18 protein-coding genes are annotated in these 16,147 nt (G+C 61.9%); 8 read left to right on the top strand and 10 right to left on the bottom strand.

From position 1 onward, the window contains the following. Window positions 1-5: 5 nt before the first annotated feature. Complete coding sequence (locus tag ACF8EF_RS03585; RefSeq protein ID WP_209968923.1) at window positions 6-914, bottom strand: metal ABC transporter solute-binding protein, Zn/Mn family; 909 nt, start codon at window positions 912-914, stop codon at window positions 6-8. A gap of 66 nt (window positions 915-980) precedes the next feature. Between ACF8EF_RS03585 and zur the strand changes: the two genes are divergently transcribed. The 4 genes from zur (at window position 981) to ACF8EF_RS03565 (ending at window position 3,845) form a co-directional block, all read left to right on the top strand. Next, window positions 981-1,466, top strand: coding sequence for a zinc uptake transcriptional repressor Zur (gene zur / locus ACF8EF_RS03580; RefSeq protein ID WP_176683011.1), 486 nt, complete (start codon window positions 981-983; stop codon window positions 1,464-1,466). Then, window positions 1,463-2,236: a zinc ABC transporter ATP-binding protein ZnuC gene (gene znuC, locus ACF8EF_RS03575; protein WP_003253004.1), complete on the top strand. Its 774-nt coding sequence runs from the start codon at window positions 1,463-1,465 to the stop codon at window positions 2,234-2,236. The genes zur and znuC overlap by 4 nt, the downstream gene beginning before the upstream one ends. Beyond that, the gene (gene znuB / locus ACF8EF_RS03570) at window positions 2,229-3,011 is read left to right on the top strand and encodes a zinc ABC transporter permease subunit ZnuB (protein WP_392460500.1); all 783 of its coding nucleotides are present in this window, start codon (window positions 2,229-2,231) and stop codon (window positions 3,009-3,011) included. The genes znuC and znuB overlap by 8 nt, the downstream gene beginning before the upstream one ends. 126 nt (window positions 3,012-3,137) lie before the next feature. After that, window positions 3,138-3,845 (top strand): PA5502 family lipoprotein, encoded by a 708-nt coding sequence (locus tag ACF8EF_RS03565; protein WP_392460498.1) that lies wholly within the window; start codon window positions 3,138-3,140, stop codon window positions 3,843-3,845. Window positions 3,846-3,905: 60 nt separating this feature from the next. On the opposite strand, the gene katE is transcribed toward ACF8EF_RS03565, so the two are convergent. Beyond that, window positions 3,906-6,041: a catalase HPII gene (gene katE / locus ACF8EF_RS03560; protein ID WP_392460497.1), complete on the bottom strand. Its 2,136-nt coding sequence runs from the start codon at window positions 6,039-6,041 to the stop codon at window positions 3,906-3,908. A gap of 227 nt (window positions 6,042-6,268) precedes the next feature. On the opposite strand from katE, the gene ACF8EF_RS03555 reads away from it, so the two are divergent. The 3 genes from ACF8EF_RS03555 to ACF8EF_RS03545 all read left to right on the top strand — a co-directional run bounded on the left by ACF8EF_RS03555 (window position 6,269) and on the right by ACF8EF_RS03545 (window position 8,782). Beyond that, window positions 6,269-7,276: a methionine ABC transporter ATP-binding protein gene (locus tag ACF8EF_RS03555; protein ID WP_392460496.1), complete on the top strand. Its 1,008-nt coding sequence runs from the start codon at window positions 6,269-6,271 to the stop codon at window positions 7,274-7,276. Beyond that, window positions 7,276-7,947, top strand: a complete 672-nt coding sequence (locus ACF8EF_RS03550) for a methionine ABC transporter permease (protein ID WP_021784592.1) — start codon at window positions 7,276-7,278, stop codon at window positions 7,945-7,947. Before ACF8EF_RS03555 ends, ACF8EF_RS03550 begins: the two co-directional genes overlap by 1 nt. A 64-nt stretch (window positions 7,948-8,011) precedes the next feature. Then, window positions 8,012-8,782 carry a MetQ/NlpA family ABC transporter substrate-binding protein gene (locus ACF8EF_RS03545; RefSeq protein WP_010951512.1) on the top strand — a complete coding sequence of 257 codons (771 nt, stop codon included), beginning with the start codon at window positions 8,012-8,014 and terminating at the stop codon, window positions 8,780-8,782. Between the two features lie 93 nt (window positions 8,783-8,875). Here ACF8EF_RS03545 and ACF8EF_RS03540 read toward each other — a convergent pair whose 3' ends face one another. From ACF8EF_RS03540 to ACF8EF_RS03520, 5 genes are read right to left on the bottom strand one after another with little or no spacing between them, the layout of a single operon-like run. Then, on the bottom strand, window positions 8,876-9,508 hold the full coding sequence (locus tag ACF8EF_RS03540) for an SCO family protein (RefSeq protein ID WP_021784590.1): 633 nt from the start codon (window positions 9,506-9,508) through the stop codon (window positions 8,876-8,878). Continuing rightward, complete coding sequence (gene cyoE / locus ACF8EF_RS03535) at window positions 9,505-10,398, bottom strand: heme o synthase (protein WP_392460495.1); 894 nt, start codon at window positions 10,396-10,398, stop codon at window positions 9,505-9,507. The genes ACF8EF_RS03540 and cyoE overlap by 4 nt, the downstream gene beginning before the upstream one ends. Continuing rightward, on the bottom strand, window positions 10,383-11,462 hold the full coding sequence (locus ACF8EF_RS03530; protein WP_020191166.1) for a heme A synthase: 1,080 nt from the start codon (window positions 11,460-11,462) through the stop codon (window positions 10,383-10,385). The genes cyoE and ACF8EF_RS03530 overlap by 16 nt, the downstream gene beginning before the upstream one ends. A 9-nt stretch (window positions 11,463-11,471) precedes the next feature. Further along, a complete protein-coding gene (locus ACF8EF_RS03525; protein ID WP_020191167.1) occupies window positions 11,472-12,053 on the bottom strand; it encodes a hypothetical protein in 582 nt (193 codons plus the stop codon). After that, window positions 12,022-12,759, bottom strand: a complete 738-nt coding sequence (locus ACF8EF_RS03520) for an SURF1 family protein (RefSeq protein ID WP_209969946.1) — start codon at window positions 12,757-12,759, stop codon at window positions 12,022-12,024. Before ACF8EF_RS03520 ends, ACF8EF_RS03525 begins: the two co-directional genes overlap by 32 nt. Window positions 12,760-12,810: 51 nt before the next feature. Here ACF8EF_RS03520 and ACF8EF_RS03515 point away from each other — a divergent pair, with 51 nt between their 5' ends. Further along, the gene (locus ACF8EF_RS03515) at window positions 12,811-13,014 is read left to right on the top strand and encodes a twin transmembrane helix small protein (protein WP_176683003.1); all 204 of its coding nucleotides are present in this window, start codon (window positions 12,811-12,813) and stop codon (window positions 13,012-13,014) included. Window positions 13,015-13,046: 32 nt separating this feature from the next. Here ACF8EF_RS03515 and ACF8EF_RS03510 read toward each other — a convergent pair whose 3' ends face one another. Genes ACF8EF_RS03510 through ctaD form a run of 3 tightly spaced genes read right to left on the bottom strand, consistent with a single transcriptional unit; the run spans window position 13,047 to window position 16,116 of the window. Next, window positions 13,047-13,934 (bottom strand): cytochrome c oxidase subunit 3, encoded by an 888-nt coding sequence (locus ACF8EF_RS03510; protein ID WP_176683002.1) that lies wholly within the window; start codon window positions 13,932-13,934, stop codon window positions 13,047-13,049. Between the two features lie 16 nt (window positions 13,935-13,950). Continuing rightward, complete coding sequence (locus tag ACF8EF_RS03505; protein ID WP_176683001.1) at window positions 13,951-14,517, bottom strand: cytochrome c oxidase assembly protein; 567 nt, start codon at window positions 14,515-14,517, stop codon at window positions 13,951-13,953. 9 nt (window positions 14,518-14,526) lie between these two features. Then, on the bottom strand, window positions 14,527-16,116 hold the full coding sequence (ctaD, locus tag ACF8EF_RS03500) for a cytochrome c oxidase subunit I (protein ID WP_014589242.1): 1,590 nt from the start codon (window positions 16,114-16,116) through the stop codon (window positions 14,527-14,529). Window positions 16,117-16,147 lie beyond the last annotated feature (31 nt).

Genomic DNA, 16,147 nt, shown 5'->3' with positions numbered 1-16,147 from the left:
CAGGCTTACAACTGTTCCAGGCAGCCTGCCAGGTCACCGCCCAGCTTCTCGAGCAAGCGCTCATACCCTTTGCCATCTACCGGATCGGTGCCACCCAAGGCATCCAGCTCGGCCAGGCGCACAGGCAAACCGGCAGTCAGGGTCTCGGCCAGGCGCGGCCGCAGTGGCGGCTCGCTGAACACACAGGTCTTGCCCACTTCCTGAAGACGCTGGCGCATGGCCGCCACATGTTGCGCCCCAGGCTGCACCTCGGATGCCACGCTGAACACGCCCGCGTGCTTCAAGCCATACTCAGCCTCAAAATAATCGAAGGCTTCGTGGAAGACGAAGTACGGCTTGCCGGCAATACCGGCCACCCGAGCCTTGATACGCTCATCCAACGCATCCAGGCGTTCATCGAAGGCCTTCAGGTTGCTCTGATAGCGAGCCGCATTGGCCGGATCGACCTTGGCCAGGTCAGCCGCCATTTTTGCTGCGATTACTCGCGCATTGACCGACGATAGCCACAAGTGTGCATCAAGACTGCCCGGGCGGTGGTCATGGTCGTGGTCGCTGTGGTCTTCTTCCTCATGGGAATGGCTGTCCTCGCCAAAGTGGCGCAACTTCATGCCCGGCAGCGCCTGAACAGCCACTGTGGCCTTGCTGCGGCTTCCCAGCACACGCGGAAGGAAGTTCTCCATGTCCGGGCCGATCCAGTACAGCAGGTCGGCATCGCCAACCCGCCGCACGTCAGAGGGGCGCAGCGCATAATGGTGGGGTGAAGCTCCGGGCGGCAGCAGCACGTCAGGGCTGCCAAGACCATCCTGCACGGCAGCGGCAATCTGCTGCAGGGGCTTGATACTGGTGAGCACACGCACGTCGGCCTGCGCGGAGAATGCGATGAAAGCGACAAACAGAACCAGGAATCGGGACACGGTGAATACTCGAGTCGTCAGAAACAGGTAACATAATAACGTCTCTGTCCAGAACCGTCGCTGCCCATGTCCATCACACCGCTGGCCAACCGTCCTCACGACCACTCCCATTGCGTACACAGCGCACTGGCTGAAGCCGACGCCTTGTGCACCCGCCAGGGCCTGCGCCTGACCGCCCTGCGCCGCCGTGTGCTGGAGCTGGTGTGGCAAAGCCACAAGCCGCTGGGCGCCTACGACATCCTCGCGGTGCTCAGTGAGCAGGACGGCCGCCGCGCCGCGCCGCCCACGGTGTACCGCGCGCTGGACTTCCTTCTGGAAAACGGCCTGGTGCATCGCATCGCGTCGCTCAACGCCTTCATCGGCTGCAGCCACCCCGAGCACGTGCACCAAGGCCAGTTTCTGATCTGTCGGGCCTGCCATGTGGCCATCGAGCTTGAGCAGAGCAGCATCAGCGAGGCGATCATCAACAGCGCCAAAGGTGTGGGTTTCACGGTCGAGACCCAGACCGTGGAAGTGGTCGGCCTGTGCGGTAGCTGCCGGAGCACGGCATGAGCGACGCCCTGATTCGCCTGGAGCAGGTCGGCGTCACCTTTGGCGGCGAGGCGGTGCTCGACAGCATCGACCTGTCGGTCGCCCCAGGCCAGATCGTCACCCTGATTGGCCCTAACGGGGCGGGCAAGACAACCCTGGTGCGCGCCGTACTTGGCCTGCTCAAGCCACATCGTGGCAAGGTATGGCGCAAGCCCAAGCTGCGCATTGGCTACATGCCGCAGAAGATTCAGGTTGATGCCACGCTGCCGCTGTCGGTGCTGCGCTTCCTGCGCCTGGTGCCCGGCGTAGACCGCGCGGCAGCCTTGTCGGCGCTGCAGGAAGTGGGTGCCGAGCAAGTCATCGACAGCCCGATCCAGACTATTTCCGGCGGCGAAATGCAACGCGTGCTGCTGGCCCGCGCCTTGCTGCGCGAACCCCAGTTGCTGGTGCTCGACGAACCGGTACAAGGAGTAGACGTAGTCGGCCAGACCGAGCTTTACAACCTCATCACCCGCCTGCGCGACCGCCACGGCTGCGGCGTGCTGATGGTGTCCCACGACCTGCACCTGGTCATGAGCGCCACCGACCAGGTGGTGTGCCTGAACCGCCACGTATGCTGCTCGGGCCACCCCGAGCAAGTCAGCGGTGACCCTGCGTTCGTCGAACTGTTCGGCAAAACCGCACCGAGCCTGGCCATCTACCACCACCATCACGACCACAGCCACGACCTGCATGGCTCGGTGGTCGCCCCTGGCACCCATGTTCACGGAGAGCACTGCAAGCATGGCTGACTTTCTTCTCTACGCCTTGCTTGCCGGCTTGTCCCTGGCACTGGTTGCAGGCCCACTGGGCTCTTTCGTGGTATGGCGGCGCATGGCCTACTTTGGCGACACCCTGTCTCACGCCGCCCTGCTCGGTGTAGCCCTGGGTTTCGCCTTGGATGTCAGCCCGGCACTGGCGGTAACCGTGGGCTGCCTGTTGCTGGCAATTCTGCTGGTGACATTGCAGCAACGCCAGCCGTTGGCCTCCGACACCCTCCTGGGCATCCTGGCCCCCAGCACCTTGTCGCTGGGCCTGGTGGTGCTGAGCTTCATGCACGATGTGCGCATCGACCTGATGGCTTACCTGTTCGGCGATCTGCTGGCCATCAGCCCAACCGACCTGGCCTGGATCCTCGGCGGCAGTGCACTGGTCCTGCTGCTGCTCGCTGTGCTGTGGCGGCCGCTACTGGCAGTTACCGTGCACGAAGAGCTGGCCATGGTCGAAGGCCTGCCCGTGGCCAGCCTACGCATGGCGCTGATGCTGCTGATTGCAGTGGTGATTGCAGTTGCCATGAAAATCGTTGGCGTGCTGCTGATCACCTCGCTGCTGATCATCCCTGCGGCTGCGGCACAGCGGCACGCCCGCTCACCAGAGCAGATGGCCTTGGGTGCCAGCCTGCTGGGCGTCTCTGCGGTCTGCGGCGGCCTGGCCATGTCCTGGTTCAAGGACACCCCCGCCGGGCCGTCGATCGTGGTCTGCGCCGCGGTGCTATTCTTGCTGAGCCTGGCCCTGCCAAAACGCTGAAAAGCAGGGCGTGTGCAGGCACGCCTTGCAACCTTTGGCCGGTAAAGGGTCTGTAAGGCCTATTTTCGAGCGTGCGCACCTGGGTGTAGACTTGCTCGCTTTTTGCGCAAATAGAGAGTCGCAGGAATGAAGCCGTTCGCCTCCCGTTATCTGCTTGTTGCCGCGTTTTCCCTGATCCTGGCTGCCTGCTCCAATGCGCCGGTCGACCAGGCCACCGCACCTGCCCAAGCAGATGCCTGGCAGCAGTTGCAACAGAACATCGCCAGCAACGAGCTGGCTACCGCCGAAGACCAGCTTGCAGCACTGCAGGCCCAGTCGCCGGATGATGCACGCCTGGAGCAATACCAGCGCCAATTGGCCGAAGCCTACCTGCAACGCAGCCAGATCGTCCTGCAGAAGGGCGATGTGAACGCGGCAGCTACTGCGCTGGCCCGTGCCCGGGCACTGATGCCGCAGGCGCCAGCAGTGACCGGCGGGGACGCCGTGACCCAGGCCCGCAAGGCCGAGCTGGAAAAGGCCGAGGCTGCGCTGAAGGCCGCCGAAGCCAAGCCCAAGGCACGCATCATCGACCCGACAGCGCCGAGCACCGTGGTGGCCTTGAAGACCACCGACAGCCGCGGGCTGCGCCGCCAACTGGACGACATTGCCGCGGATGTGGTGAATTACCAGTGTGAGGTGGTATTCCAGGTGCCGCGCACCGAGGATGCACCTTGGCTGAAGACCTTGCTGGAAAAACGCGTGCGCAAGATCGACGATGGGTTCGAGCTGAAGCAGAAGCATGAAATCCAGCGCTCGTTGCCGGCACAGGTGGTACTGGTCCCGCATCAGCAGTAAAAGCTTCGCGGGTAAATCCGCTCCTACAGCAGGAGCGGGTTTACCCGCGAAAAGGTCTTATCAGGCAGGAACAGCTTCAGCAGCCGCCTCCCGTTCCCACACCCGGTGACCTTCTACCGCTTTGACAAAGGCATCCACTGCCTTCTGCTCATCCCCAAGCAACAGCCCCTTGTCCTCCTTGAGCCCCAACGATTTCACCAATTCCTTGGTCAGCACCAGCGCCTTCAGGTGCTTGTAACCCTCCAGCAAGAAATGCTTGGCCAATCCGCTAGCCGCCAGCGCATCCGTAGAAGCCTTGCCCGCAGGCACGACAATCCCGTCGAACATGATCGAAGGCATCCCCTCCATCGACGCCGCTACTGGCAGTTGCTTGCCATCCGCCGCCTTCACCGGCGCCGAGGTCGGCCCCAGCAGCATCGGCCGGGCACTGTGCGCTTCCAGGGCCTTTACCAGTTTGTCCACGCTGACAGCGTCCACGCCATCGGCCACCAGCACGGCAATCTTGCGCCCCTTGATACCCACTGAACCTGGGTGGTTCATCTGGCTCAACGCAGGCGATTGCGCCAGCTGGCTACCCTTCACCTGCACCGTACCCGCTTTCGGCGCAGGGAGGCCCAGGTTGGCCGCAACTGCCGCCGCCAGCTTCAAGTCGATGTTGGCAAGAATTTCATTCACTTCCCGGGCACGGATATGTTCACGCTCCACTTTGCCCAACTCGAAGCTGTAAGCCTTGATGATGTGCTGTTGCTCGGTCGGGCTCATGCTCTGGAAGAACAGCCGCGCCTGCGAGAAGTGATCGCCGAACGACTCACTGCGCTGGCGAATCTTGTGCGCATCGATACGCTCCTGATAGCTCTCGAAGCCGCCGTCTTGCGCCGCAGGCGGGGTTTCCTTCGGCCAGCCGCCGTCAATCGAGTTGGGCTCGTAGGAAGCCCGGCCCTTGTGCACGACGTGCTGGTGCAGCGCATCACGCTGGTTGTTGTGGTTCGGCGATACCGGCCGGTTGATCGGTATCTGGTGGAAGTTCGGCCCACCCAGGCGGCTGATCTGGGTATCGGTGTACGAGAACAGTCGGCCCTGCAGCAGCGGGTCGTTGGTAAAGTCGATACCCGGTACGATATGGCCGGGACAGAACGCAACCTGTTCGACTTCGGCAAAGAAATTGTCCGGGTTACGGTTGAGCACCATCTTGCCCAGCGGCGTGACGGGTACCAGTTCCTCGGGGATGATCTTGGTCGGGTCCAACAGGTCGAAGTCGAATTTGTGTTCGTCAGCCTCAGGCACAATCTGCACGCCCAGCTCCCATTCCGGGTAGTCGCCGGTTTCGATGGCTTCCCATAGGTCACGGCGCTGGAAGTCGGTGTCCTTGCCCGCCAGTTTCTGGGCTTCGTCCCACAGCAGGGAATGCACGCCCTGACTTGGTTTCCAATGAAACTTGACGAAGCTGGCCACGCCCTCGGCATTGATCAGGCGGAAAGTATGCACGCCAAAGCCTTCCATCATTCGAAGGCTGCGCGGGATCGCGCGGTCAGACATGGCCCACATGACCATATGAGCCGACTCCGGCACCAGCGAGACGAAATCCCAGAAGGTGTCATGAGCTGAACCACCGGTAGGTATCTCGTTGTGTGGCTCTGGCTTGACCGCGTGGACAAAATCGGGGAACTTGATGGCATCCTGGATGAAAAACACAGGCATGTTGTTGCCAACCAAGTCGAAATTGCCTTCATCTGTATAGAACTTGACGGCAAAGCCACGCACATCTCGCACCGTATCGCCAGAACCGCGTGGGCCCTGAACCGTCGAGAAGCGGACAAAAACCGGGGTGATCTTTTCCGGATCTTGCAGGAAGCCGGCCTTGGTCAGCTCGGCGTGATTGCCATAGCTCTGGAAGAACCCGTGTGCCCCGGTACCGCGGGCGTGCACGATGCGCTCGGGGATACGCTCATGGTCGAAGTGGGTGATCTTCTCGCGCATGATGAAGTCTTCAAGCAGCGACGGCCCGCGATCACCCGCCTTGAGGGAGTTCTGGTTGTCAGCAATGCGCACGCCTTGGTTGGTGCGCAGCGCATGCCCGGTCGCATCGCTGCGGTCGGCCTCCAGGCTCTGCAGCTTGGCATTGGTATTGGCCCGGTCGGGGGTCTGGGTGCCGGCGGCCTCGCTGTGCTTGGGCGCATCCGTTTTCTTGCTGGGCATGATCGGCTCTCCTCATCAGTCTTAAGGCGTGCCCGTTCAGGGCTTGTGCAAGTAGTGACTGGAGGGCGTTGCCGAGCGTTCAATCAGGATTACCGGTTGTCGCGATATGCCCGATGGATTGGTGCATGACGAAATAAATGCTAAGAACAGCTATGGGAAAAGGCTAAAATGCGCGACCCCAGCTAACCGCTGACCCAAATTTCAATGCGCCCCACAAGGTTCGCTACGTGATCGAGTTCCAACAGGTACATAAAACCTACCGCGTTGCCGGTAGGGAAATCCCCGCACTGAATCCGACCAGCCTGACCATCGAAGATGGCCAGGTGTTCGGCCTGATCGGCCATTCCGGCGCCGGCAAAAGCACCATGCTGCGCCTGATCAACCGCCTGGAGGAACCCTCCGGCGGCAAGATCATCGTCGACGGCGAAGACGTCACCGCGTTCAACGCCAGCCAGTTGCGCGGCTTCCGCCAGCAGGTCGGGATGATTTTCCAGCACTTCAACCTGCTGGCCTCCAAGACCGTCGCCGACAACGTCGCCCTGCCGCTGGCCCTGGCCGGGGAGCTGTCGCGCAGCGAAATCGACAAGCGAGTCACCGAGCTGTTGGCTCGCGTTGGCCTGTCGGACCACGCCAAGAAGTACCCGGCACAGCTGTCCGGTGGCCAGAAGCAGCGCGTCGGTATCGCCCGCGCCCTGTCGACCAACCCGAAGATCCTGCTATGCGACGAGGCCACCAGTGCCCTTGACCCGCAAACCACGGCCTCAGTTCTGCAACTGCTGGCCGAGATCAACCGTGAACTGAAGCTGACCATCGTGCTGATCACCCACGAGATGGACGTGATCCGCCGTGTCTGCGACTGCGTGGCAGTGATGGACGCCGGTAAGATCGTCGAGCAAGGCTCGGTGGCCGAGGTGTTCCTGCACCCGCAGCATCCCACCACCAAGCGCTTCGTCCAGGAAGACGAGCAGGTCGACGAAGGCGAGCAGCGCGACGACTTTGCCCACGTTCCAGGCCGTATCGTACGCCTGACCTTCCAGGGCGACGCCACCTACGCGCCGCTGCTGGGCACCGTAGCCCGCGAAACCGGTGTCGACTACAGCATCCTCGCCGGGCGTATCGACCGCATCAAGGATGTCCCCTATGGCCAGCTCACTCTCGCCCTGATCGGCGGAGACATGGAAGCGGCGTTCGCCCGCTTCAAGGCAGCTGACGTACATATGGAGGTACTGCGTTGATGGACGCTCTGAGTTTCTTCGCCAACGTCGACTGGGCCGAAATCTGGCTGGCCACCGTCGATACCATGATCATGCTGTTCGGCTCGCTGTTCTTCACCGTGCTGCTGGGCCTGCCACTGGGTGTGCTGCTGTTCCTCTGCGGGCCAAAGCAGATGTTCGAACAAAAAGGCGTCTATGCCCTGCTGTCGCTGGTGGTCAACATCCTGCGCTCGCTGCCATTCATCATTTTGCTGATCGTGATGATCCCGTTCACCGTGCTGATCACCGGTACCTCGCTGGGCGTTGCAGGCGCCATCCCGCCGCTGGTGGTGGGTGCCACGCCGTTCTTTGCACGCCTGGTTGAAACCGCCCTGCGTGAAGTGGACCGCGGCATCATCGAGGCCACCCAGTCGATGGGCGCCACCACCCGCCAGATCATCACCAGTGCGCTGCTGCCGGAGGCCCGTCCGGGCATCTTCGCGGCCATTACCGTGACCGCCATCACCCTGGTTTCTTACACCGCCATGGCTGGTGTGGTGGGTGCCGGTGGCCTTGGCGACCTGGCTATCCGCTTCGGTTACCAGCGTTTCCAGACCGATGTGATGGTAGTGACCGTGGTACTGCTGCTGGTACTGGTTCAAGTCCTGCAGAGCGTGGGCGACAAACTGGTCGTGCATTTTTCCCGTAAGTAACCCCAATGGGGTCGGCCTGGCCGACCCGTTCGGGGGCCGTCGCGGCCCTCACAAGGAGTGATCAATGAAGAAGCTGCTTGCTGTCGCTGCCGCTGTCGCGGCCTTCTCGGCCCAGGCCGATACCCTCACCGTCGCCGCCACCCCGGTGCCGCACGCCGAGATCCTCAACTTCGTCAAACCACAACTGGCGAAAGAAGGCGTAGAGCTGAAGGTCAAGGAATTCACCGACTACATCCAGCCGAACGTGCAGGTGGCCGAAAAGCGCCTGGACGCCAACTTCTTCCAGCACCAGCCTTACCTGGATGAGTTCAACAAGGCCAAGGGCACCAGCCTGGTGAGCGTGGCCGGCGTGCACATCGAGCCACTGGGCGTGTATTCGACCAAGATCAAGAAGCTGGACGAGCTGTCCTCCGGTGCCACCGTGGTCATCCCCAACGACGCCACCAACGGCGGCCGCGCCTTGCTGCTGCTGGACAAGGCTGGTGTGATCAAGCTCAAGGACAACAAGAACATCCTGTCGACCGTGAAGGATGTTGCCGAAAACCCGAAAAACGTGAAGTTCCGTGAGCTGGAAGCCGCCACCATCCCGCGTGTGCTGACCCAGGTAGATGCAGCCCTGATCAACACCAACTACGCGCTGGAAGCCAAGCTGAACCCGGAAAAAGACGCGCTGGCCATCGAGGGCAGCGACTCGCCTTACGTGAACATCCTGGTTGCCCGCCCGGACAACAAGGACTCGGACGACATGAAGAAACTGGCGGCTGCACTGCACTCGCCCGAGGTGAAGCAGTTCATCATCGAGAAGTACAAAGGCGCTGTGGTTCCGGCGTTCTGAGCCGAACTATCACGCTGGACTCTTCGCGGGTAAACCCGCCCCTACACACATCGTTGTAGGAGCGGGTTTACCCGCGAAGCGTTTGGGGCTGACTCAATCCCGCTTGACCAGCCCCGGCAACTGCGCCCCCAGCTTCTGGTTGTTGAACGGCGCCCGAATGAACCCCCGCTGTCGCCCATCCGGCCCGACAATCGCCAGGTTACCGCTGTGATCCACGGTATACCCCGGCTTGCTGGTATCCGCCGGAATGAACGGAATGCTCAAGGCATTGGCCAGCTTCTGGGTATCCTCGATCGACCCCGCCACCCCGACAAAGTCCTTGTCGAAATAGCCCAGATACTGCTTCAGCTGGTTCGGCGTGTCGCGGTTAGGGTCCACACTCACCAACACCACCTGCAGCCGGTCGACGGCATCCTTGGGCAGCTCGCTCTTCACCTGGCGCAGCTGGGCCAGAGTGGTCGGGCAGATATCCGGGCAGTAGGTGTAGCCAAAGAACAGCAGCGACCATTTGCCCTTGAGGGCATCCATCTGCACCGGCTGGCCGTCCTGGTTGGTCATGGTGACATCGGCCACGGCGCGGCTCTGCGGCAGCAGGATGATGCCCGCATCGATCAGTTCGGCAGGGTTAGGCTGGTCACGACCATTAAGCACCTTGTTGACGGTAAGGCCCATGATCAACGCGACCAGGGCAACGAGGATGAAGACGGTTTTCTGGGTTCGGGTCATAGGTTCAGCAACAGGTAGTGGTCAAGAAGCAACGCAATGAACAGCGCGAACAGGTAGCCGATAGAGTACTTGAAGGTGCCGATCGCCGCGTGCGGCCGGCTGCTACGGTACAACACCCAGGCCCAATGCAGGAAGCGCAGGCCCAAAGCCAGGGCACAGGCCAGGTACAGCGGGCCACTCATGTGGATGGCATACGGGAGCAGGCTCACTGCCAGCAAGATCAGGGTGTACAGCAGGATATGCAGCTTGGTGTAGTACTCGCCATGGGTCACCGGCAACATCGGGATATCGGCCTTGGCGTATTCTTCCTTGCGGTGGATGGCCAGCGCCCAGAAATGCGGCGGGGTCCAGGCGAAAATGATCAGCACAAGCAGCAAGGGTTCGGCACTGACATGGCCGCTTACCGCCACCCAGCCGAGCAACGGCGGAGCGGCACCGGCCAGGCCACCGATGACGATGTTCTGGGGCGTGGCGCGCTTGAGAAAGCCAGTGTAGAGCACCGCATAACCGAGTAATGAGGCCAGGGTCAGCCAGGCGGTGAGGGCGTTGGTGAACATCAGCAGCAGGACCATGCCCAACAGGGCCAGGGCCAAGGCGAACAACAGCGCCGGCAGTGGCTCGACTCGGCCTTGGGCCAAAGGCCGTTTGTGGGTGCGCGCCATCAGCGCATCGATGCGCCGATCCACCACATGATTGACCACCGCCGCGCCACCCGCGCACAGGCCAATGCCCAGGTTGCCAAACAACAGCACGCTCCAGCTGACGCCCGCCCGGGTGGCCAGGAACATGCCCGCCAGCGAGGTGATCAGCATCAGCACCACCACCTTGGGCTTGGTCAGCTCAAGGTAATCGCGCCAGCGAGCCCGTCGTACGCTTAGAAGCGTCGCCACGAGTCGTTCCTCATATGATGGGAAATGCCCACCCCGACCACGGGCCGCAGACGCCAGCCATGGCCGACACCCACTCGAACCTTGTCGACCACTCGAATGCGGTAGTTCACCAGCACCATGCTCAGCAGCAGCATCGCCCCGCCGGCATTGTGCGCAACAGCCACCGCCAGCGGCAGGTGGAACACCACGTTGCTGATGCCCAGGCCCACTTGCAGGGCCAGCGCCAGCAGCACCAGCCGCGCCAGGCCGGGGAGACCACAGCGGTGCAGCTTCCAGCTGAGCATCAGCAGCACGCAGGTCACCAGCAGCGCGCCCAGCCTGTGGCTGATGTGGATGGCCGTGCGCGCATCACTGTCCAGCTGTCCGCCCAGGTAATTGGGGCCGACGTGCTGGGTCAGGTGGAAGCCGTTGCTGAAGTCCGCCGCCGGCCACCACTGGCCATGGCAAGTCGGCAGGTCGATGCAGGCCACGGCGGCGTAGTTGGCGCTGACCCAACCGCCCAGGGCGATCTGGCCGATTACCACCAGCAGCGCCAGCGCAGCGATCCGGCGCAGGCTCAGCGGCAGTTTCGGCAAGGGCGCAAAGGCCCGGGACAGACGCAGAGACAACAGGAACAGCAAGCTCAACGTGGTAAAGCCACCCAGCAAGTGCGCCGTGACCACCTGCGGCCATAGCTTCAGGGTGACCGTCCACATACCGAAGGCTGCCTGGGCCAGCACCACACCCAGTAGCAGCATCGGCAGGCGATAAGGCTGCCCATCACGGGCATGCCGGCGCATTGCCTGGAAAGCGAGCAGGGCGATCACCACGGCCAGACTACCGGCAAAGTAGCGGTGGACCATCTCGGCCCAGCCCTTGGCAGCTTCCACCGGGTGCTCAGGAAAGTGCAGCTCGGCATGGGCCAACTGCGCTTCACTCTTGGGCACGCTGATAAACCCATAGCACCCCGGCCAGTCGGGGCAACCGAGGCCGGCGTGGGTCAGGCGGGTATAGGCACCGAGCAGGACGACCAGCAGTGCCAGCAGGGTGGCGAACACAGCAAGGCGAAATCCAGGTCTGGCCATGGCAGGCTCCTAGCCGATGTTGGACAGCTTGAGCAGGTGGCGCAGGTCATCCAGCACGTGCTTGCCGTTGACCTTGCCGTCGTAGCGCAGCACCAGGTTGCCGTGCGGGTCGACGATCCACAGCTGCGGGCCGGGCTCGGCAACCTTCTGCTGGTAACGTTGTGCATCCAGCGGGTAGCGCTGCAACTGCGGGTACTCGCGGCCGAGCAGTGCCTGATAGTCGGCACTCAGCGGCTGGGCGGCGGCCAGCGCGTGGCTGGCGCGGCTGGCATCACGCCCCAGCCCGACCTGAATCTGCCGAGCCAGGTACACCAGGCGCTGACAGTCTTCGGTGCAAGCCTGGGGTGCGCTGACCAGCAACTGCCAGCGATCGTCCTGCCCCGCCACGCCGAGATCGGCACGACTTTCCCCATTGCCAATCATGGCGCCATGGTAGCTGCGGCCTTCCGGCACCCAGAATTTGAGCTTGTACATGCTGGTAGCCAGAACCATCGGCCCAAGCACCACCAGCAGAATAAGCAACAGCTGCAAACGCCCACGGGCTCTGGGTTTGCTACGTTCAGGCGCGTCCAGTGGAGTGGCGGTGGCCATGGCGTTTCTCCTTGTTTTGGTGCCAGCCGAAGTAGAGGTAGAGCAGAACCAGAGCGGTCGCCAGGGCAAACCACTGCACGGCATAGCCCACATGTTTTTCGGGGCTCATGGCGACAACCGGCCAGTCCAGGCGATAGCTCGCCGGGCCCGGTTCCAGGCGCAATTCCTGGGCGAAGCCTTCACGATCAAGCTGTTGCCATAGCAGCGCTGCATCGATAGCGGTCAACAGATGTGGCCATTGCCCGCCGATGGGGTCCGGGTGCAGCTGGAAGGTGCTGCCAGGCGCGACATACACAGAGGTATCCAGCGCCAAGGCCTGGGCAGGGGTTTCGAAGTGCACCGGCACCCGGCGGTCCATCCATGGCAGCCAGCCACGATTGATCAGCAACCACAGGCCGCTGGCTTGGTCGTGAAAGGGCTGCAGCAGCTCGACACCGGCTTTACCGTCGCGCATGCGGTTGTCCAGCAGCACGCTGTGCTCGGCGTCGAAGCGCCCATACAGGTGCACGCGGCGGAAGGCGTTGTCTTCTTGTGAGAGGAGCTGGGCGGCGGCGATCGGCGCTTCAATCCGCCGTTCTGCATAGGTGGCCAGCAGCACGCGCTTTTCCTCGGCACGGCCGAGTTGCCAGCAACCAAGCGCAATTAACCCCGGCAGCAGTGCAAGCACCACCAGCGTCGGTACCCAGCCTGGGCGAAACGGCCTCACAGGCGCCTCGCTATACTTATCCACATCACCGCATCCCCCCGGAGTAACGCCATGCTCAAGGCCGCGATTGTCCTGATGCTGTTGGCCACCATTGCCAGCCTGTTCAGTGGCCTGGTGTTTCTGGTCAAAGATGATGAAAACTCGACCCGTCTGCTAAAGGCCCTGACTGTACGGGTGACCCTGGCAGCCCTGACCATAGGCCTGGTCGCCTGGGGCTTGATCAGCGGTCAATTGGTCTCCCAAGCCCCTTTCTGAAGTTCTCACCCGCCCCTACAGGGTTTTCGTATTCACAACACATAGACAAAGATGAACAACCCCACCCACACCACATCGACGAAGTGCCAGTACCAACTGGCCGCCTCGAAGCCGAAGTGTTTTTCCGGGTTGAAATGCCCGCGCAGAATGCGCACGAACATCACAATCAGAATGATCGTGCCCAATGTCACGTGGGCACCGTGGAAGCCGGTCAGCATGAAAAACGTCGCACCGTAGATTCCTGAGCCCAGTGTCAGCCCCAGCTTGGTATAGGCCTCGTAGTACTCGAAGGCCTGCAGCGCGATAAAACTGATGCCCAGGACAATGGTCAGCGCCATCCAGAATTTCAGCGGACCGCGGTGGTCACGGCGCAAGGCGTGGTGGGCAATGGTGATTGTCACACTGGAACTGACCAGCAGGATGGTGTTGATCAGCGGCAGGTGCCACGGGTCGATCACCTCCTTGGGGGGAGGGAACAGCTTGGGGTCGGGGGTGTGCAGCAGCGGCCAGGTGAATTCGAAGGTTGGCCACAGCATGTGCGCAACACCTTTGGCCCCTTCGCCACCCAGCCAAGGTCCCGCCAGTACGCGTACATAGAACAGCGCACCGAAGAAGGCCAGGAAGAACATCACTTCGGAGAAGATGAACCAGCTCATGCCCCAGCGGAACGAGCGGTCCAGCTGCGGGCTGTACAACCCGGCGCGGCTCTCCTTGACCACTGCCCCAAACCAGCCGAACAGCATGTAGGCCAGAAACAACGCACCCACGAAGAAAATCAGCGGCCCGTGCGAATCCGGGTGGCCCGCCTTCATGTCGTTGAACCAGGTGCCCAGGCCGAATACCGTGATGAACATGCCGATGGTGGCGATGATCGGCCATTTGCTCTGCGCCGGAACGTAGTAATGCTCATGACTTGCCATTGCTGTTCTCCTTCCCTTAACGGGCGCCCTGGACGTCCTGGGCCGCGACATGCGCGACCGGCGGGTGGCGAGCGGTGATGTCGAACAAGGTGTAGGCCAGCGTCAGGTGCTTCACGCTGGCCGGCAGGTCGCGGTCGACGATAAAGCGCACTGGCATCTCGATACGTTCGCCGGGCTGCAGCACCTGCTGGGTAAAGCAGAAGCACTCGGTCTTGTGGAAGTAGGCCGCGGCCTCGGCCGGGGTAATGCTGGGTATTGCCTGTGCACTCATCGGCCGGTCGGTCGGGTTGTGGGCAATGAAGATCATCTGATTCACCGCCCCCGGGTTGACCTCCAGTTGGTCGGCAGTGGAGTAGAAGTCCCAGACCATGTCGCTGGCATTGGTCGACATGAACTGCACCCGCACCGCACGGGTCGGGTCACTGACCTGGCTACCTTCGTATTGGCCGCCGGTCTTGCCGTTGATACCGAAGGCTCTGCACATCACGTCGTAGATCGGCACCAGCGCGAAGCCGAAGGCGAACATCACCACCGTCAGCATCAACAGGCGCGTTACCAGGCGTTTCACCGACAGGCCGTTCATGGCGGGTTCCTATTTCACTTCCGGGGGTGTCTGGAAGGTGTGGTAGGGCGCAGGCGAAGGTATCGACCACTCAAGGCCCTCGGCGCCATCCCAGGGTTTTGCCGGTGCCGGCGCGCCCCCGCGGATGCACTTGATGACAATGAACAGGAAGAAGATCTGCGTGGCGCCGAACATGAACGCGCCGATCGACGACACCATGTTGAAATCGGCGAACTGCAGGTTGTAGTCGGGGATGCGCCGCGGCATGCCGGCCAAACCTACGAAGTGCATGGGGAAGAAGGCCATGTTCATGCCGACGAACGACAGCCAGAAGTGCAGTTTGCCGAGGGTTTCGTCGTACATGTGGCCAGTCCATTTCGGCAGCCAGTAGTAGGCCGAGGCGAAGATGCCGAAGATTGCACCAGGTACCAGTACGTAATGGAAATGCGCCACCACGAAGTAAGTGTCGTGGTACTGGAAGTCCGCCGGGGCGATCGCCAGCATCAGCCCGGAGAAACCACCGATGGTGAACAGGATGACAAAGGCGATGGCGAACAGCATCGGCGTTTCGAAGGTGAGCGAACCTTCCCACATGGTGCTGACCCAGTTGAATACCTTCACCCCGGTGGGCACCGCAATCAGCATGGTGGCGTACATGAAGAACAACTCGCCGACCACCGGGATACCGACCACGAACATATGGTGGGCCCAGACGATGAATGACAGGAAGGCAATGGCGCCGGTGGCATACACCATCGAGGTATAACCGAACAGCGGCTTGCGCGAGAACGCCGGGATGATCGAGCTGACGGCGCCGAAGGCCGGCAGGATCATGATGTACACCTCAGGGTGACCGAAGAACCAGAACACATGCTGAAACAGCACCGGGTCACCGCCACCTGCGGCACTGAAAAAGCTGGTACCGAAGTGGATGTCCATCAGCATCATGGTTACCACGCCGGCCAGCACCGGCATCACCGCAATCAGCAGGAACGCGGTAATCAACCAGGTCCAGACGAACAGCGGCATTTTCATCAGCGTCATGCCGGGGGCACGCAGGTTGAGGATGGTGGCAATCACGTTGATCGCCCCCATGATCGAACTGATACCCATCAGGTGGATGGCGAAGATGAAGAAGGTGACGCTGGCTGGCGCATAGGTGGTGGAAAGCGGCGCGTAGAACGTCCAGCCAAAGTTCGGCCCTCCGCCCGGGCTGAACAGGGTCGATACCAGCAGCAGGAAGGCCGCCGGCAGCAGCCAGAAGCTGAAGTTGTTCATCCGTGGCAGTGCCATGTCGGGCGCGCCGACCATCAGCGGGATCATCCAGTTGGCCAGACCGACGAAGGCCGGCATCACCGCGCCGAACACCATGATCAGGCCATGCATGGTGGTCATCTGGTTGAAGAACTCCGGCTCCACGATCTGCAAGCCAGGCTGGAACAACTCGGCGCGGATCACCATCGCGAACGAGCCACCCAGCAGGAACATGATGAAACTGAACCACAGGTACATCGTGCCGATGTCTTTATGGTTGGTGGTTAGCACCCAGCGCATCAGGCCCTTGGCCGGGCCGTGCGCATGGTCGTGGCCGTGGGCGTGGTCGTCGATCACTGCACTCATGTCCTGTCTCCTGCAATCCATTGATTGCCGC

The organism is Pseudomonas sp. zjy_15 (assembly GCF_043101865.1).
In the GTDB taxonomy this organism is placed as follows: domain Bacteria; phylum Pseudomonadota; class Gammaproteobacteria; order Pseudomonadales; family Pseudomonadaceae; genus Aquipseudomonas; species Aquipseudomonas putida_Y.
This window is presented reverse-complemented; position numbering and strand designations above follow the sequence as displayed.